This window comes from Streptomyces sp. BE20, from assembly GCF_036322525.1.
Classification (GTDB): Bacteria; Actinomycetota; Actinomycetes; order Streptomycetales; family Streptomycetaceae; genus Kitasatospora.
In genome coordinates this window covers 17573-33359 of record NZ_JAQYWW010001139.1, presented here as the reverse complement: position 1 = coordinate 33359, position 15787 = coordinate 17573, and the positions used below count along the sequence as shown (strand labels likewise).

Here is a 15787-nt window from a genome sequence, read left to right as displayed (position 1 = left end):
AGAGTTCCATGCGAAATCTCAGTCGCCGCACGTTCGTGGCCGGTGCCGGGGCGACCGTCGGCACCGCCACGGCCGGCGGGCTGCTCGTCCCGGCCGCCGGGGCGGCCGCGGAGGACACCGGTCGGGCGTCCAGAGCGGTACGGAACGGGGACCTGATCAGCGTCACCCCCGAGAACCCGCGCTACGTCGACCTGATATCCGGCTTCAACCCGCGCTGGGAGGCCAAGCCGAAGGGCGTCCGGCTGCCGCGCACCACCGCCCAGGTGGTGCAGGCGGTGCAGGACGCGGCCGACAAGCGGCAGCGGCTCACCGTCCGGGGCGGCGGGCACTGCTACGAGGACTTCGTCTACAACCCCGAGGTCGAGATCGTCGTCGACATGAACCTCATGGACGCGGTCGGCTACGACCCCGGCCGCCGGGCGTTCGAGGTCGAGGCGGGCGCCACCCTGCTGAAGGTCTACCAGACCCTGTACGAGGGCTGGGGGGTCACCGTTCCGGGCGGCGTCTGCTACGCGGTCGGTGTCGGCGGGCACGTCCAGGGCGGCGGCTACGGCAACCTGTCCCGCAAGCACGGCCTGGTGGTCGACCACCTGTACGCGATCGAGGTCGTCACCCTCGACGCCAACGGCCGGGCCCGGGCGGTCGTCGCGACCCGCGAGCCGAACGACCCGCACCGCGACCTCTGGTGGGCCCACACCGGCGGTGGCGGCGGCAACTTCGGCGTGGTCACCCGGTACTGGTTCCGCTCGCCGGGTGCCACCGGCACCAACCCGTCGGACCTGCTGCCCAAGCCGCCGGCCGAGGTGCTGATCGCCATCCCGAGCTGGTCCTGGGAGAACATCACCCAGCGCGGCTTCACCGAGATGGTGCGCCACTACGGCGCCTGGTTCGAGCAGAACAGCGCCCCCGACTCGGTGTACAACGGCCTGACGAGCTGGCTCTTCCTCAACCACAAGGTCTCCGGCAGCCTGGTCCTGCTGCTCCAGGTCAACGGCGACGTGCCGCAGGCCGAGCAGCGCGCCGACGACTTCGTCCAGGGCCTGAGCACCGCCCTCGGTGTGCCCCACCAGGGCGACGTCGTCCGGCTGCCGTGGCTGAAGGCGGTCAAGTACATCGGCACCATGGACGCGACCCAGACCAACCCGCAGCTGCGGGCCGGCCACAAGTCGGCGTACATGCGCCGCGGCTTCCCCGAGAACCAGATCGCGGCCGTCTGGAAGCACCTGACCCGCACCGACTACACCAACCCGCGCGGCGGCGTCGCCGTGATCTCCTTCGGCGGCCGGATCAACAGCGTCGCCTCCGGCGCCACCGCGCTGCCGCAGCGGGACGCGATCTTCAAGCTGCTGTACCAGACCTACTGGACGGCGCCGGCCGACGACGCCCCCAACATGGCCTGGCTGCAGGAGTTCTACCGCGAGGTGTACGGCGACACCGGCGGCGTCCCGGTCTCCAACCGGGTCACCGACGGCTGCTACATCAACTACGCGGACCGCGACCTGAGCGACCCGGAGCAGAACACCTCGAACGTCCCGTGGAGCGCGCTCTACTACAAGGACAACTACCCGAGACTGCAGCGGATCAAGCAGCAGTACGACCCGAAGGACTTCTTCCGCCACCGCCAGTCGATCCGGCTCCCCGGGAGCACCCGGTGAGCGCGCCCACCAGGGAGGCACTCTCCCGCCTGCCGTCGCTGACCGGCATGCGGTGGATCGCCGCGCTGCTGGTCTTCCTGACCCACGTGTCGGTCGCCAAGCCGTTCGACCGGCCCGGCCTGAACGACTTCATGTCGACGTACCTCAGCCGGGCGGGCTTCCTCGGCGTCGGGTTCTTCTTCGTCCTGAGCGGCTTCGTGCTCACCTGGTCGGCCCGGGACGGCGACCGCCCCGCCGCCTTCTACCGCCGCCGGCTCTTCAAGCTGTACCCCAACCACGCCGTCACCTGGCTGGTCGGGCTGCTGCTGATGGCCCGGGCCGGCGCCGAGCTGACCACCGCCGGGACGGTCCCCTCGCTGCTGCTGCTGCAGAGCTGGATCCCCTCCCTGGAGGTGATCGGCGGGACGAACGGCCCGAGCTGGTCGCTCGCCTGCGAGGTGCTGTTCTACCTGAGCTTCCCGGTGATCCTGCCGCTGGTGAAGCGCATCCGGCCGGAGCGGCTCTGGCTCTGGGTGGGCCTGGTGACGGCGGCGCTGTTCGCCCTGCCGCTGCTCGCCCAGCTGCTCCCGGGGAGCCCGAACTCGCCCTGGCAGCCGCTCTCCTTCTGGCGGTACTGGTTCGTCTACTTCCTCCCGGCCTCCCGGCTGCCGGAGTTCGTGCTCGGCATCCTGCTGGCACGGATCGTCCGGACCGGGCGGTGGGTGGCGATCGGCTGGCCGGTGACGGTCCTGCTCGTCGCCGCCGGCTACGCACTGATGATCACGCTGCCGGACGCCTGGGGCATGGCCGCCCCGACCGCCCTGCCGGTCGCGCTGCTGATCGCCGCGGTCGCCGTCAAGGACGCCGCGGGGCTCGGGACACCGTTCGCCGGCCGGACCATGGTCTGGCTCGGCGAGGTCTCCTTCGCCTTCTACATGGTCCACTTCCTGGTCATCCAGTACGGACCGCTGGGCCTCGCGGCGACCGGATCGGCCGGCGCGAACACCTGGGACACCCCCGGTGCCCTGGGGGTCATGGGGATCACCCTGGCGCTGAGCATCGTCTTCGGCTGGGCGCTGTACCGCCTGGTCGAGGTGCCGGTGATGCGTCGATGGGGTCGATCCCGGCCCGCTCCCCGGCCCGATACCCGGCCGGTTCCTCCGTCGGCTCCCCGGGCGGCGGCCACCGCGCCCGCCGGAACCGCCGTACCCGCACCGGCCGCCACCGCTGCGGCCGAGTAACGGGCACCGGGGCGGGGCGCTACACCGGTACCGGTTCCGCCGCCTCCCGCCGGGCCGCCGCGACGATCCCCGCCAACGCGGCCCGGCTCGCCCCGAGCGACAGCATCTGCCGGTCCAGCAGGTCCAGCCGGTGCTCCAGCACCTCCAGCATGCAGGGCGCCACCGAGCCGTCGCCGCTCACGCAGGGCAGCACGTCCCGGATGGCCCCGGTGGAGAGCCCCGCCCCCAGCAGGGCCCGGATGTTCCGGACCACCGCCGGCGCCTCCTCCCCGTACCGGCGGTGGCCTCCCTCGCGGCGGTGGGTCTCCAGCAGGCCCTGCTCCTCGTAGTACCGCAACAGGCGGACGCTGACCCCGGTCAGCGCCGCCAGCTCACCGATCCGCATGTGACACCCCTCACAACCACTTGAATCTCACACGAATGGGAGATTGTACCGTGACCAGCGTGACGAACACCGAGATCAACACCCAGATCGACCGCCAGTCCTTCGCCGTCGGAGGCGACCTGACGGTCCGCCGGATCGGCTACGGCACCATGCGCCTCGCCGACACCCCGGACATCAAGCCGACCGAGGCGATCGTCTGGCACGGCCCGACCCCGCGCGCCGCCGCCCTCGGTGTGCTGCGCGCCGCCGTCGAGCACGGCGTCCAGCTGATCGACACCGCCGACTCCTACGCCCTCGGCGCCGGCGAGGAGCTGGTCGCCGAAGCCCTGCACCCGTACGCCCAGGACGTCGTGGTCGCCACCAAGGTCGGCATGACCCGCCCGAGCCCCTCCGAGTGGGTCCCGGTCGGCCACCCGGCCTACCTCCGCCAGCAGGCCGAGCTGAGCCTGCGCCGGCTCCAGGTCGAGCGGATCGACCTGCTCCAGCTGCACCGGATCGACCCCGAGGTGCCGCTGGCCGACCAGATCGGCGCGCTCAAGCAGCTCCAGGACGAGGGCAAGGTCCGGCACATCGGGCTCTCCGAGGTCACCGTCGACGAGCTGAAGCAGGCCCTGGAGATCGCCCCGATCGCCTCCGTGCAGAACTGGTACAACCTGGCCACCCGCCAGCACGACGCGGTGGTCGACTTCACCGCCGAGCGCGGCATCGCGTTCCTGCCGTTCTTCCCGATCGCCATCGGCGGCCACGCGGGCGAGGACAGCCCGGTCTCCGAGGTCGCCCGCGAGATCGGCGCCACCCCAGCCCAGACAGCGCTCGCCTGGCTGCTGCACCGCTCGCCCAACATCCTGCCCATCCCGGGCACCACCTCCGAGAAGCACCTCGCGGAGAACCTGGGCGCGCTGGCCGTCGAGCTGACCCCCGAGCAGTACGCCCGCCTGGACGGCATCGCCGCCGCGGAGGCGGCCAAGGCCGCCGAGGCTGCCGAGGCGGAGGCCGCGTCCGCGGCGTGACGTCCGCGGCGTGACCGCGGTGTGGTGACCGCGGTGTGGTGACCGCGGTGTGGTGACCGCGGTGCGATGACCGGCCCACCCGGCGGCGTGCTCCGCCGGGTGGGCCACCCGACCGACAAGGGCCCCCGACCCCCGTGGGGGCCCTTGCCGTTTCCGCCTGTCCGGCCGGGCCCGCCCGTCCGGGCCCGCTGCTGTCGGCAACGTCGCCGCCGTCACTGCCATCGACGGCTTCCCCGGCGGGTCTCAGGACCGGCCCTCGGGCATCAGCCCCAGGTCGGTCACGTCCGCCGCCAGCGCCTTGAGCAGCGAGCCGGCCCGCTTGTCGTCCGGCCCCAGCGCGATCAACCGGTTCATCACGTACGAGACCCCCAGCCCGACCCGGGGCCACGCCTGGTTCGCCGAACCGCCGCCGCCGTCATGGCCGAAGGTCTCCCCGTCCGGGCCGGGCCGCTCGGCCGTCCGCAGCCGGTACCCGCCGCCGCCGTACGCCATCACCACGTCGATCAGCCGGTCCGTCTTGCGGGCGTACACGCCGCGCGCCTCGTCCATGGTCGTCCGGGAGAGCAGCAGCGGGGCGTCGTCCCGCGGGCGGACGGCGTCCTCGGCCAGGATCCCGTACAGCGTCGAGAACGCCCGGGCGGTGCCGCTCACGTTGATCGCCGGTATCAGCGCGGACCTGCGCTCCGGACGGCCCCAGACGCCTTCGTCGTCCGGGAACGGCTGCGGGTTCTGCCAGATCCGCCGGGTCAGCGGGTCGTCGCTGTGGAAGAAGCCGGTGAACTGGGGCAGGAAGTTGGTCCCGTAGGTGGTCCGGGCCAGCCGGGGCCAGTCGGCCGGGCCGGTGCCGTAGTGGATGTCGAGCCCCAGCGGCCCGGCGATCTCCTCGCGGAAGAACCGGTCCAGCGGGCGGCCGTCGACCCGGCGGATCAGCTCGCCGACGATCCAGCCGGCCGACAGCGGCCCGTACAGGATGCCGTCGGCGCGCGGGTCGTTCTCCAGCTCCTGGGCGGCGATCAGCTTCGCCATCAGGACCGGGTCGTTGGCGTCGTCCTGGCTGACCGGGGCCCACATGCCGGGCAGCCGACCGGTGAAGGTGACCACCTCCCGGACGGTCACCGCGGCCTTGCCGGCCGCCGCGAACTCGGGCCAGTAGTGGGAGACCGGGCGGTCCAGCTCGATCGCACCGCGGTCCACCAGCTTCAGCAGCGCGGTGACGGTGATGCCCTTGCTCCCGGAGAAGATCGTCTGGAGCGTGTCCCGCTCCCAGCGGGCGCCGGTCCGCGCGTCCGCCGTCCCGCCCCAGAGGTCCACCAGCGTCTCCCGGCCCAGGTGGACCGAGAACGCGGCGCCCAGATCGTCCCGTTCGAGCAGGTTGCGCTCAAACTCGGCACGGACCCGCTCGAATCCCGGGGCCACCCGGCCGGCGACGTGAACCTCGGACGTGATCGTCATGTGAACCAGCTCCGCTCGAATACGTGGGAGAAATTCCCGATCGGCCCAACAGCAGAACACAGTCGGCCGGAATCGTGAACGCCCGGAGCGCCGGTTTGGCACCTTGACAAAGTCCGCCGGATCTCGTTGCCCCCACCGCCGGTCGGCCCCATTCTCGAATCAGCCGGCTGCGGACAGCCGGCCGGGGAATCCCTCCGGGCCCACCGGTGGGATCCCTCGGAACGGGATCGAACGAAAGAGAATTCCCATGGCCAAGATTCCGGGCGCCCGGGCGGTCCACCACATCGCCTACACCGTGCCCGACCTCCGGCAGGCCGTCGACTTCTTCGTCGACGTCATCGGCGCCGAACTCGCCTACCGCCTCGGCCCGGTCGAGGACCCGGAGACCGACTGGATGGCCCGCAAGCTGAACGTCGACCCGCGGGCCTCCGCGAACATCGCCATGCTCCGCCTCGGCCCCAACGCCAACCTGGAGCTCTTCGAGTACACCGCCCCCGAGCAGGACCGCGAGCAGCCGCGCAACAGCGACATCGGCGGCCACCACTTCGCGATCTACGTCGACGACGTCGACAAGGCCGCCGACTACCTTCGCAAGCACCCCGGCGTCACCATCCTCGGCGAGCCCGAGACCATCGAGGACGGTCCGATCAAGGGCGACCGCTGGGTCTACTTCACCACCCCCTGGGGCATGAGCATGGAACTCATCAACATGCCCTCCGGAATGCCGTACGAACAGGCCACCGAAACCCGCCTCTACCTTCCCTCCGAATACTGGCCGGAGAGCTGACGACCATGCCTGACAGCAGGGGGACCAGAACGGCCGACGGCCCGCAGAATTTCCCGGAAAGTCCTTCGGCGGCTTTTCCGAAGGACCTTCCGGAAAAGGATCGGGTCGCGCGACAGGTGAATCACCCGGCGAAGCGCCCGGCGAAGCGCCCGGCGTTCCTCGCCCTGGCGCTCACCGCCTTCGTCGTCGGCACGTCGGAGTTCGTCGTCGTCGGAATCCTCGGCCCGATCGCCGACGGTTTGGGGACCGGACTGGGCACGGTCGGCCTGCTGGTCACCGGCTACGCCCTGGGCATCTCCCTCGGCGGGCCGGCCCTCACCGCACTGACCCTCCGGCTGCCGCGCCGCACCCTGTTGCTCGGCGCGCTCGCCGCCTACGTGGCGGCGAGCGCCGGCGGGGCCGCCGCCGGGAACGTCGCCGTCCTGCTGGCCGCCCGCTGCGCGGCCGGGCTCGCCCACGGGGTGATCGTCGGCGCCGCCACCAGCGTGGCCGTCGCCCTGGCCGGCCCCGGCCGCCAGGGGCGGGCCATCTCGCTGGTCTTCGGCGGCATCTCGGTCGCCACCGTGCTCGGCGTGCCGCTCGGCACGCTGGCCGGGCAGTGGCTCGGCTGGCGCGCCGCACTCGCCGCCGTCACCGTGCTCGGGGTGCTCGCCCTGCTGGCCGTCCGGCGGACCGTCCCGCCGACCGCGGCCATGGGGGCGGCCAGCCTGGCCGGACAGCTCCGGGGCGCGCTGTCCGGCCCGGTCCTCGCCGTGCTGGGCATCGCCGTGGTGCTGTTCACCGGCCAGTTCACCGCGTACACCTACCTGGCCGGCTACCTGGAGGGCGTCACCGGCGTCACCGGCGGGCTGGTCGGCGCGTACCTGCTCGCCTTCGGCGCGGCCAGCGCCGTCGGCACCTTCGCCGGCGGCCGGCTGGCCGACCGCCGGGCCGCCGGCACGCTCACCCTGGGCTGCGCCGGACTCGCCGCCGCACTGCTCGCGCTGCACCTGTTCGGCCGGTCCGGGGCCGCCGCCGCGGTGATCGTCGCGTGCTGGGGCCTGGTCGGCTTCGGAATGGTCCCGGCCCTGCAGTCCCGGATCGTCGAACTCGCCGGATCCGGCGGTGACTTCGCGGCCACCCTGGGTGTCTCGGCGGCCAACGCCGGAATCGCCGCAGGGGCCGCGCTCGGCGGCCGGACGGTCACCGCGCACGGGGTCGGGCCGGTGGTCCCGCTCGCCGCCGCGATCTGCCTGGCCGCCTTGGTCGCGGTGGCGGCCAGCGCGCGGCTGCGGCCCGCCGACCCCGCCGGTCGCCCCGCACCCTCCCCTCCACCCGCTCCCGGAACCGTGCCACCCACTCCGCACCCCCACCCCCTCGACCCGGAAAGGACCGTCCCCGCATGATCGGCACCCTGGAGCGCCCCCCGGTACGCACCACCACCGGCCTCGGCGTCTGGTACCAGCACACCCCGTCCGGCGCCGCCGGCCACGACCGGATCCGCCGCCTCGCCGAAGCCGGCCGGATCACCTCCGTCGCCCTCACCGGACCGGTCCCGGAGAATGAACTCCGCCTGCTGTGCGACGTGTTGCTCTCCGTGTACAAGCGCAGCGAAGGACGCGACGGACTGGTCTCCGTACCGGTCGCCGCCCGCACCCGCGCCGCCACCGCCCAACTGCACGCCGCCCGCCGGCTGGCCGCCACCGTCGCGCGGCCCAACCTGCTGGCCGCCCTGCCGGCCTCCGACGCGGGCGTCGCCGCCCTGACCCCGCTGCTCGGCGAGGGCATCGGCGTCCGGCTCGGCCCGGTGCACTCCGTCACCCGCTACCGGCAGGCCGTCCGGGCCCACCTCGACGGGCTCGAACTCGCCCGCTGGCGCGGCCTCGACCTCACCACCCTCGGCTCCGTCGCGGCCTTCGGCGTCGGCGGCATCGACGTCGAGATCGACGCCCTGCTCGACCGGGCCGGCAGTCACGAGGCCAAGGCCCTGCGCGGGATGGCCGGAACCGCCACCGCCCGGCTGGCCCGCCGGATCCACGCCGACGCCCACGACCCCGACGCCTCCGCCCGCTGGCGCGCCCTCACCGCGGCCGGCGCCCGACCGCAACAACTGGTCTGGACGCAGCTCTACCACGGCGTCCCCGGCCACCGGACCGCCGACTACCTGGACGGGCTCGCCGCGCCCGGCGACACGGTCGAACTGTGCACCCCGGCCCTGGAGTCGATCGACGGGCCGCTCCCCGCGAGGGCCCCGCAGAGCCGGCGCGAGGAGGCGGAGGCACACGCCTTCACCGAGCGGCTGGTCGCCTACCTGCGGTGGTTCGACATCCGGCACGAGTCCGTCCTGCACGAGCTCGACGCCTCCCACGCCCACCACTAGCCGGTCGATCACGTCCGGCCCCACTGCCCCCGGCCCGACTGCCCCCGGCCCGACCCGCCCCAGGAGGGGAACCCGCTCATGGCACCGCAGCTCCACCTGGACGTCGCACCGCCCGCCGCGCCCGACGTCGCACCACCACCCGTGCCCCGTATGGCCCTCGCCACCGGCGTGGTGGCGCTCGGCGGCCTGCTGTTCGGCTTCGACACCGGCGTCATCTCCGGTGCGCTGCTGTTCCTCAAGGACCAGCTCACGCTGAACGCGTTCCAGGAGGGCGCGGTCATCTCCGCGCTGCTGCTCGGCGCGGCGGTCGGTGCGCTGGCCGGCGCCCGGCCGGCCGACCGCTTCGGCCGCAGGAAGGTGCTGATCGGCGTCGCCGCCACGTTCACCGTCGGGCTGCTGCTCGCCACCCTGGCCCCCGACTTCTGGACCCTGCTGGCCGCACGGGCCGTCCTCGGCCTCGCGGTCGGCAGCGCTTCGACGGTCGTGCCGCTCTACCTGGCGGAGATCGCACCGCCGAGGCTGCGGGGGAGGATGATCACGGTCAACCAGATCCTGCTGACCGTGGGGATCCTGGTGTCGTACCTGGTCAACCTGGCCTTCGCGGACGCCGCCGACTGGCGGGCCATGTTCGCGGTCGGGCTGGTGCCGTCCGTGGCGATGCTGATCGGGACGCTGTTCATCCCGGAGACGCCCGCCTGGCTGGACGGCCGCACCCGGACGGCGCGGACCGAGCGGCCGCGCGCCCTGCTCACCACCCCGGGGGCGCGGGCCGCGCTGGTCATCGGGGTGACACTGGCGGCGGTGCAGCAGTTCGGCGGAATCAACTCGATCATCTACTACGCGCCGAGCATCATGGCCCGGGCCGGGCTTCCGGCCACCGACTCGATCGGCTACTCGGTGGCGATCGGCACGGTGAACGTGGTGCTCACGATCGCCGCGATCCCGCTGATCGACCGCGTCGGACGACGCCCGCTGCTGCTCTGGTCGCTGGGCGGCATGGCGGTCTCGCTGGTGGCGCTGGGCGCGGCTCTCGGGCCGCAGCAGCCGGGGCCGGTCGCCGACGCGGTCGCCCTGGTCGCGATGACGTCGTACGTGGGGGCGTTCGCGATCGGGCTGGGGCCGGTGTTCTGGATCCTGGCGGCCGAGATCTTCCCGCCCGAGTCGCGGGCGCGGGGGACGGGCCTGTGCGCACTGGTCAACTGGGCCGCCAACTTCGTGGTCGGCCAGGCCTTCCTTCCGACGGCCGACGCGATCGGTGAGCGCTGGGTGTTCTGGTTCTTCGCGGCGGTGTCACTCGGGGCGGTGCTGTTCGTGGCACGGAAGGTGCCGGAGACCAAGAACCGGTCGCTGGGGGACATCCAGCACACGCTGGCCGCCCGGTGAGCGCCCCCGAGGAGCAGCGGCCCGGGCCGCTCGCGGAGGGCGCGACCGCCCTGGCCCGCTGGCGCGCGGGCATGCCGCCCCCGCCGGAGGAGGCCGGGGAGGAGAGGTAGCCGGAAGGCCCCGCCCGGGCGGGCGGGGCCTTCCGGCACCAAGCATCAGACCTCGCCGAACTCCCCGGCCCGGACGGCAGCGACGAAGGCGGCGAAGGCAGCGGCCGGAAAGAGGAGAGCGGGGCCGTGGGGGTCCTTGGAATCCCGGACGGGAACGATACCGGGGAGTTCGGAGGCAATCTCGACACACGTGCCCCCGTTGTCGCTGTACGTGCTCTTGCACCACCGGGCAGTCGTGAGGTCGACACGCGTCATCCGGGAGCCCTTCCACAAGGGAGTTGGTACCAGCACCGTTCACGGTACGCGCGCCGAACGACCGGGTGAATCCCAGAACCGGCCGAGTACGACGATGGCCCTGACCGGCGAACGGTCAGGGACACCGGGCGATGGCGATCAACCCTCACCGAATTCGCCAGCCTGGAGGGCAGTGACGAAGGAGCGCCACCCATCGACAGGGAAGACGAGCGCAGGACCGGATGGGTCCTTGGAGTCACGGACGGGGACGAGACCGGGGAAGCCAGGCGCAATCTCGACACAGTTCCCACCGTTGCCGCTGTGTCGCGACTTCACCCATCGAGCGCCGGCCAGGTTGATAGGCGTCATTCAAGGTCCTTCCGAACAGCGCGGATCATGGCCAGTGAGGCCGCCGTGGACAGCAACTCCACCTGGAGCTGATCGTAGTCCGCTTCCCACGCCGCGATAGTGGTACGACCTCTCTCCAGATACCCCCGCAACTGCGACTCGGCATACCCCACCGCAGTCCGGTCAGGCAGCGTGAGCAGCACCAGAGGAGGCACAAATGGACGTTGCTCGGCCAGTTCGAACGGTGCGATCTGGGTAGTGATGTTCGGCCGCCCTGCCAACCGTTCGAGGTGATCGAGCTGTTCGCACATCACCGCGCGCCCGCCGATCGGCCGGAGGAGGCAACTCTGGTCCAGGACCGCCTGGATGGTCGGCGGGACCTTCTGCTCAAGCAGCCGTTGCCGATGCATCAGGAACGCCACCCGTTCACTGGCCACCCGGCTACCGGCGGGCGGTCGGCCCGGGCGAGTCTGCGGAGGGCGACCGCCTCAGCCGCACAGGGCCGCCGTCTGCACCTGCGCCGCACCCGGGCCCAGCGGGACGGGCACCTCGTCCCTCAAGTCCGCGCCGAGGTCGTAGACGTTGAGGGCGAGGACCAACTGCCGCTCACCGTCGACGGTGCTGAACGACAGGCTCATGAAGCCGGGGCCGCCGCCGTCGGTCGCCCAGGTGCTGACCTGTTTGGCGTCCGGACCCGTGCCGCAGGTCACCTCCCTGCGCTGCACGCCCAGTCCGTACGCCGGCCCGCCCGTGAACTTCACCGTGGTCAACAGCTCACGCTGCTGGGCCGGGCGCAGCAGCTTGCCGCCGAACAGGGCCCGGTGGAACCGGGCCAGGTCGTCGACGGTGGAGATCATGGCGCCGGCGGTCCAGTCGTACGACGGGCTGAACCGGGTCACGTCGCGGCCCGCGAGGTCGTACCCGTGCAGGTGGGGGCCGCGGATGTCCGGGTCGGCCACGGGGAAGGAGGTGTTCCTGAGGCCGAGCGGGACGAGGATCCGCCGGTGGATCTCGGAGGGCGCGCTGTGGTGCGTGACCGCCTCGATCACCAGCCCGGCGAGCAGGTAGTTGGTGTTGGAGTACGCCCAGCCGCTCCCGGGCGGCGTGAACGACGGCGCGTGCCGGACTGCGCGGGCGATCACCTCCCGCGGGGTGTAGACGTAGCCCCACTCGTGGCGCTCCAGGTAGGGGGCGAAGAACTCCGGCTCGTCGGTGGGGTCGTAGATGCCCGAGGTGTGGTTGAGCAGCTGCCGGACGGTGATGGCGTTGCCGTCGTTGCCGTTCCCGCCGACCACGCCGGGCAGCCATCTCTCCACGCTGTCGTCGAGCGAGAGCCGCCCCTCGCCCTCCAGTTGCAGGAGCACCGTCGAGACGAACGACTTGGTGTTGCTGGCGATCCGGAACCGCTGGTCCGGTCGGGCCCGCTCGCCGGTCGCCGTGTCGGCGAGCCCGGCCGCCGTCCGTGACTCCCGCTCCCCCTGCCTGGCGTACGCGACGGCAGCCGGGAATCCGTCCGCGACCGTCTGCTCGACGGCCGCCCTGAGACCGGCGGGGGGCGCGGCCGACGCCCGCTCCCCCGCAGCGGCGGCAGCCGGGAAGAACCCCGAGACCGCCATCGCGCACGTCCCCGCCAACAGTGCTGCGGCCCCCGCACGTGCCTTCACCGATCACTCCCTCGTCGCTGTCGCCCTGGGTCGTTCGCGCTCCAGCCTGCCGCGCGGCCGCACCGCCGCCCATCCTGCTGACGCCATGATCGACACGGGGGCTGTCCCTACCCCCTGCGGGACGCGAAGGCCGGCTTCCGCTTCACCCGGAAGGTGGCGCGCACCGGCAAGAACGGTGCCGTGGACCTGCCGTTCTCCGGTCTCGGGGAGAGCAGTGCCCAAGATCGGAAGCGGGACGGCCGCCGGAGGCGAGAGGCTGCTCACCGCCACCTCCGAGTACAGCGACGACGTCTTCGGGGCGAGCCGCCTCGACGGCGACGGCGGGCTCCCTCAGAACAGCGCGGCCAGCTCCGTCCGCGCGGCGATCCCCAGCTTCGGGTAGGTCTTGTAGAGGTGGTGTCCCACGGTCCGGGGGCTCAGGAACAGCTGCGCCGCGATGTCCCGGTTGGTCAGCCCCGCGGCGGCCAGCCGGGCGATCTGCAGCTCCTGCGGGGTGAGCACGGTGAGCACGCCCGGCGGCGCCCCGGCCGCCGCCGGGGCCGCCCCGCCGGTGGCGGTCAGCTCGCCGCGGGCCCGGTCCGCCCACGGCCCGGCACCGAGCCGTTCGAAGGTCTCCAGCGCCACGCCCAGGTGCGGCCTGGCATCCGTTCGGCGCCGTTCCCGGCGCAGCCACTCCCCGTACAGCAGGGCCGTCCTGGCCTGCTCGAACGGCCGGTCGGTCCCCTCGTGCAGTGCGAGCGCGGCCAGGTACGCGGACTCGGCCGACCGGTGCGGCCCGAGCAGCGCCCGGCAGCGCAGCCGGAGCGCCTCCGCCCAGGGCGTCCCCGCCGCCCCCGCCCAGCGGGCGAACCGTTCGTACGGCTCGGCCGCCCGCTCCGGGGCCCCCAGCCGCACGACGGCCTCGACCAGGTCGGGCACCGCCCGGGTGGCGCTGACGTGGTGCCGGTACGGCCCGGTGGTGAGCGTGTGCAGCCGGTCGGCGGCGGCCCCCGCCCGCCCCCGCCCGAGGTCGAGCAGGGCGATCCCCCACTGCGCCCAGGGCGCGCCGGCGGCGGGCGCCGAAGAACCGGAGTCGAGCGCTTCGTCGGCCAGCTCCGTGCACCGCTCGTCCGCGCCGCCGAGCGCGGCGACACAGGACAGCAGGGCCGCCAGCTGGCTGGTCCACTGGCGCTGTCCGGTGTCCCGGGCCAGGGTGAGCGCCTCGGTGGCAGTGACCTCGGCATCGCGGTGGCGGCCGTGGAACAGCTCCGCCTCGGCGAGGAAGAACTGGAGCGTGGGCAGGACCCCGACGGCTCCCTTGGCCCGGGCCTCCGCCACCAGCTCGGCGGCCAGTTCGAGGGTCTCGGCGTCCCGGCCGAGGATCAGGGTCGCGCCGCACAGCTGGACCAGGTCGCTCGGGCTCTCCGCACCGGCCTTGCGGGCGGCCTCGACGGTCTCACGGAGCACCGGCACCGGATCCGCCGGGCGGTCCAGAACGGGCAGGACGGCGGCGGGCAGGTGGCGGGCCAGCGGCGCGAGCGGCTCCTCCGGCGCGAGCGGCAGCGCCGCCAGCCGGTCGAGCACCGTGGCGACCGCCTCCTCGCCCACGTACCAGGCGGGATGGAACGCCTGGAGCAGCATCCGGGCGGCGTGGGCCGGCTCGATGTCGGTGGCCGCGGCGTCGAGCAGCAGCCGGTAGGCGGCCGGGTAGGACCCACGCCAGAAGTGTGCGACCGCCCGGACCTGGTCCAGCAGAGCGTGCGCGAAGACGCTGTCGGTCCGCGCCCGGGCCCGGTCGGCCAGTTCCTCGGCCTGCGCCAACTTGCCTTCCTCGGTGGCCGCTTCGGCGGCCAGCACGAGCCGCCGGGTGGCTCCGTCGCGGTCCGGGGTGAGCCGGGCCGCGCGCTCGTACGCGGCGGCGGCGCCACCGTGGGCACCCCGGGACTCGGCCCGGACGGCGGCCCGTTCCAGCGCGTCCGCGAGATCGGCGTCGGGACCGGTGGCGGCGAGGACCAGGTGCCAGGTGCGGCGGTCGCCGTCCTCCAGCGCCTCGCCGATCATCCGATGGGCCGTCAGGCGCTGTTGCAGGGGTGCACGTTGGAGGACGGCGGCACGCAGGAGCGGATGCCGGAAGGAGAGCCGGCGGTCGGCGCCGACCGTGACCAGTCCGGCCTGCTCGGCGGGCGCCATCGTGTCGGCGCCGGCCCCGAGGGCGGCGGCGGCCGACAGGACGACGTCGAGGTCGCCGTTCTCCTCCGCGGCGGCGACCAGCAGCAGCGTCTGGGTGGCCGGCGGCAGCCCGGTGACCTGGCCGTGGAAGGCGATCTGCAGCCGACTGGTGAGCGCCAGCCCTCCGGCGTCCGACTCGGCTTCGGTGAAGGGGAGTTCGACGAGGGCGAGCGGGTTCCCGGCGGCCTCGGCGAGCAACCGGCGGCGGACCGGATCGGCGATCTCTCCGGCGGCCCGGGCGTCCAGCAGCCGTTCGGCGTCCGGACCGGCGAGGCCGGCCAGGCGCAGTTCGGGGAGCCCGGCGAGCGGCAGGGCGTCCGCGCGGCCTGCGGTCGGGAGCGTGTCCCGGGCTGCGAGCAGCAGGGCGACGCCCTCCGCCTGGAGACGGCGGGCGGCGAGCAGCAGCGCGTCCAGCGAGGCGCGGTCCAGCCACTGCACGTCGTCGACGACGCACAACAGAGGCTTGTCGGAGGCGAGTTCGGCGAGCAGTCCGAGGGTCGCCAGTCCGGTGAGCAGCCGGTCGGTGGGCGCACCGCCGCCTTCCCCCAGTCCGAACGCACCCTCCAGGGAGCGTCGTTGCGGAGCGGGAAGGGCGTCCAGCCGGTCCAGCCCCGGCCCGAGCAGCAGGCTCAGTCCGGCGAAGGGGAGTTCGGCCTCGTACTCGACCCCGGTCGCGCGGACCACCCGGAACGCCCGGCCCGCCGTCGCGACCGCGTACTCCAGCAACGCGGTCTTGCCGATGCCCGGTTCACCACGGAGCACCAGCACCCCGCTGCGGCCGTCCCCCGCCCCGTCGAGCAGCGCGTCGACCGCGGCCTGCTCCCGTTCCCGCCCGTACAGCGTCCCCATGCCCCCGACCCTACTGGCGCGGCCTACGTAGGCCCCTACCTATCCGTGACGGATTCGCCCGCCGTCCGCCGTCCGTACCTTCGTGAACAGCGGGAACGACCCGCCCCACCGGGGCCGACCGGC

15 protein-coding genes are annotated in these 15787 nt (G+C 73.3%); 8 read left to right on the top strand and 7 right to left on the bottom strand.

What is annotated here, in order from left to right:
* Nucleotides 1–8 precede the first annotated feature (8 nt).
* A complete protein-coding gene (locus PUR61_RS36475; RefSeq protein ID WP_329883857.1) occupies nt 9–1655 on the top strand; it encodes an FAD-binding oxidoreductase in 1647 nt (548 codons plus the stop codon).
* Entirely contained in the window at nt 1652–2875 is a 1224-nt protein-coding gene (locus PUR61_RS36470; RefSeq protein ID WP_329883856.1) for an acyltransferase family protein, read from the top strand. Before PUR61_RS36475 ends, PUR61_RS36470 begins: the two co-directional genes overlap by 4 nt.
* 19 nt (nt 2876–2894) lie before the next feature.
* Here PUR61_RS36470 and PUR61_RS36465 read toward each other — a convergent pair whose 3' ends face one another.
* On the bottom strand, nt 2895–3260 hold the full coding sequence (locus PUR61_RS36465) for a MerR family transcriptional regulator (protein ID WP_329883855.1): 366 nt from the start codon (nt 3258–3260) through the stop codon (nt 2895–2897).
* Nucleotides 3261–3319: 59 nt separating this feature from the next.
* On the opposite strand from PUR61_RS36465, the gene PUR61_RS36460 reads away from it, so the two are divergent.
* On the top strand, nt 3320–4270 hold the full coding sequence (locus PUR61_RS36460) for an aldo/keto reductase (RefSeq protein ID WP_329883854.1): 951 nt from the start codon (nt 3320–3322) through the stop codon (nt 4268–4270).
* Between the two features lie 243 nt (nt 4271–4513).
* On the opposite strand, the gene PUR61_RS36455 is transcribed toward PUR61_RS36460, so the two are convergent.
* Nucleotides 4514–5722, bottom strand: coding sequence for a serine hydrolase domain-containing protein (locus PUR61_RS36455; RefSeq protein WP_329883853.1), 1209 nt, complete (start codon nt 5720–5722; stop codon nt 4514–4516).
* Nucleotides 5723–5969: 247 nt separating this feature from the next.
* Here PUR61_RS36455 and PUR61_RS36450 point away from each other — a divergent pair, with 247 nt between their 5' ends.
* The 4 genes from PUR61_RS36450 (at nt 5970) to PUR61_RS36435 (ending at nt 10251) form a co-directional block, all read left to right on the top strand.
* Nucleotides 5970–6509 (top strand): VOC family protein, encoded by a 540-nt coding sequence (locus tag PUR61_RS36450; RefSeq protein WP_329883852.1) that lies wholly within the window; start codon nt 5970–5972, stop codon nt 6507–6509.
* A gap of 116 nt (nt 6510–6625) precedes the next feature.
* A complete protein-coding gene (locus tag PUR61_RS36445; protein WP_329883851.1) occupies nt 6626–7894 on the top strand; it encodes an MFS transporter in 1269 nt (422 codons plus the stop codon).
* The gene (locus PUR61_RS36440) at nt 7891–8868 is read left to right on the top strand and encodes a transaldolase family protein (RefSeq protein WP_329883850.1); all 978 of its coding nucleotides are present in this window, start codon (nt 7891–7893) and stop codon (nt 8866–8868) included. The genes PUR61_RS36445 and PUR61_RS36440 overlap by 4 nt, the downstream gene beginning before the upstream one ends.
* A 78-nt stretch (nt 8869–8946) precedes the next feature.
* Nucleotides 8947–10251, top strand: a complete 1305-nt coding sequence (locus tag PUR61_RS36435) for an MFS transporter (RefSeq protein ID WP_329883849.1) — start codon at nt 8947–8949, stop codon at nt 10249–10251.
* Between the two features lie 155 nt (nt 10252–10406).
* Here PUR61_RS36435 and PUR61_RS36430 read toward each other — a convergent pair whose 3' ends face one another.
* The 4 genes from PUR61_RS36430 to PUR61_RS36415 form a co-directional block, all read right to left on the bottom strand.
* On the bottom strand, nt 10407–10616 hold the full coding sequence (locus PUR61_RS36430) for a DUF397 domain-containing protein (protein WP_329883848.1): 210 nt from the start codon (nt 10614–10616) through the stop codon (nt 10407–10409).
* A 138-nt stretch (nt 10617–10754) separates the two neighbouring features.
* Complete coding sequence (locus PUR61_RS36425; protein WP_329883847.1) at nt 10755–10964, bottom strand: DUF397 domain-containing protein; 210 nt, start codon at nt 10962–10964, stop codon at nt 10755–10757.
* A complete protein-coding gene (locus tag PUR61_RS36420) occupies nt 10961–11380 on the bottom strand; it encodes a DUF5753 domain-containing protein (RefSeq protein ID WP_329883846.1) in 420 nt (139 codons plus the stop codon). The genes PUR61_RS36425 and PUR61_RS36420 overlap by 4 nt, the downstream gene beginning before the upstream one ends.
* Before the next feature lie 51 nt (nt 11381–11431).
* The gene (locus PUR61_RS36415; RefSeq protein ID WP_329883845.1) at nt 11432–12607 is read right to left on the bottom strand and encodes a serine hydrolase domain-containing protein; all 1176 of its coding nucleotides are present in this window, start codon (nt 12605–12607) and stop codon (nt 11432–11434) included.
* A 214-nt stretch (nt 12608–12821) separates the two neighbouring features.
* Here PUR61_RS36415 and PUR61_RS36410 point away from each other — a divergent pair, with 214 nt between their 5' ends.
* On the top strand, nt 12822–12989 hold the full coding sequence (locus PUR61_RS36410; protein ID WP_329883844.1) for a hypothetical protein: 168 nt from the start codon (nt 12822–12824) through the stop codon (nt 12987–12989).
* On the opposite strand, the gene PUR61_RS36405 is transcribed toward PUR61_RS36410, so the two are convergent.
* Nucleotides 12938–15664, bottom strand: a complete 2727-nt coding sequence (locus PUR61_RS36405) for a helix-turn-helix transcriptional regulator (protein WP_329883843.1) — start codon at nt 15662–15664, stop codon at nt 12938–12940. The two genes, PUR61_RS36410 and PUR61_RS36405, sit on opposite strands and share 52 nt — an antisense overlap.
* Nucleotides 15665–15787: the final 123 nt, after the last annotated feature.

What these genes read in the sequence shown, in the direction of transcription:
- PUR61_RS36475 (WP_329883857.1), top strand. Translation starts at nt 9, where the DNA reads ATGCGAAATCTCAGTCGCCGCACGTTCGTGGCCGGTGCCGGGGCGACC.
- PUR61_RS36465 (WP_329883855.1), bottom strand. Translation starts at nt 3,260, where the DNA reads ATGCGGATCGGTGAGCTGGCGGCGCTGACCGGGGTCAGCGTCCGCCTG.
- PUR61_RS36455 (WP_329883853.1), bottom strand. Translation starts at nt 5,722, where the DNA reads ATGACGATCACGTCCGAGGTTCACGTCGCCGGCCGGGTGGCCCCGGGA.
- PUR61_RS36450 (WP_329883852.1), top strand. Translation starts at nt 5,970, where the DNA reads ATGGCCAAGATTCCGGGCGCCCGGGCGGTCCACCACATCGCCTACACC.
- PUR61_RS36440 (WP_329883850.1), top strand. Translation starts at nt 7,891, where the DNA reads ATGATCGGCACCCTGGAGCGCCCCCCGGTACGCACCACCACCGGCCTC.
- PUR61_RS36435 (WP_329883849.1), top strand. Translation starts at nt 8,947, where the DNA reads ATGGCACCGCAGCTCCACCTGGACGTCGCACCGCCCGCCGCGCCCGAC.
- PUR61_RS36430 (WP_329883848.1), bottom strand. Translation starts at nt 10,616, where the DNA reads ATGACGCGTGTCGACCTCACGACTGCCCGGTGGTGCAAGAGCACGTAC.
- PUR61_RS36425 (WP_329883847.1), bottom strand. Translation starts at nt 10,964, where the DNA reads ATGACGCCTATCAACCTGGCCGGCGCTCGATGGGTGAAGTCGCGACAC.
- PUR61_RS36405 (WP_329883843.1), bottom strand. Translation starts at nt 15,664, where the DNA reads ATGGGGACGCTGTACGGGCGGGAACGGGAGCAGGCCGCGGTCGACGCG.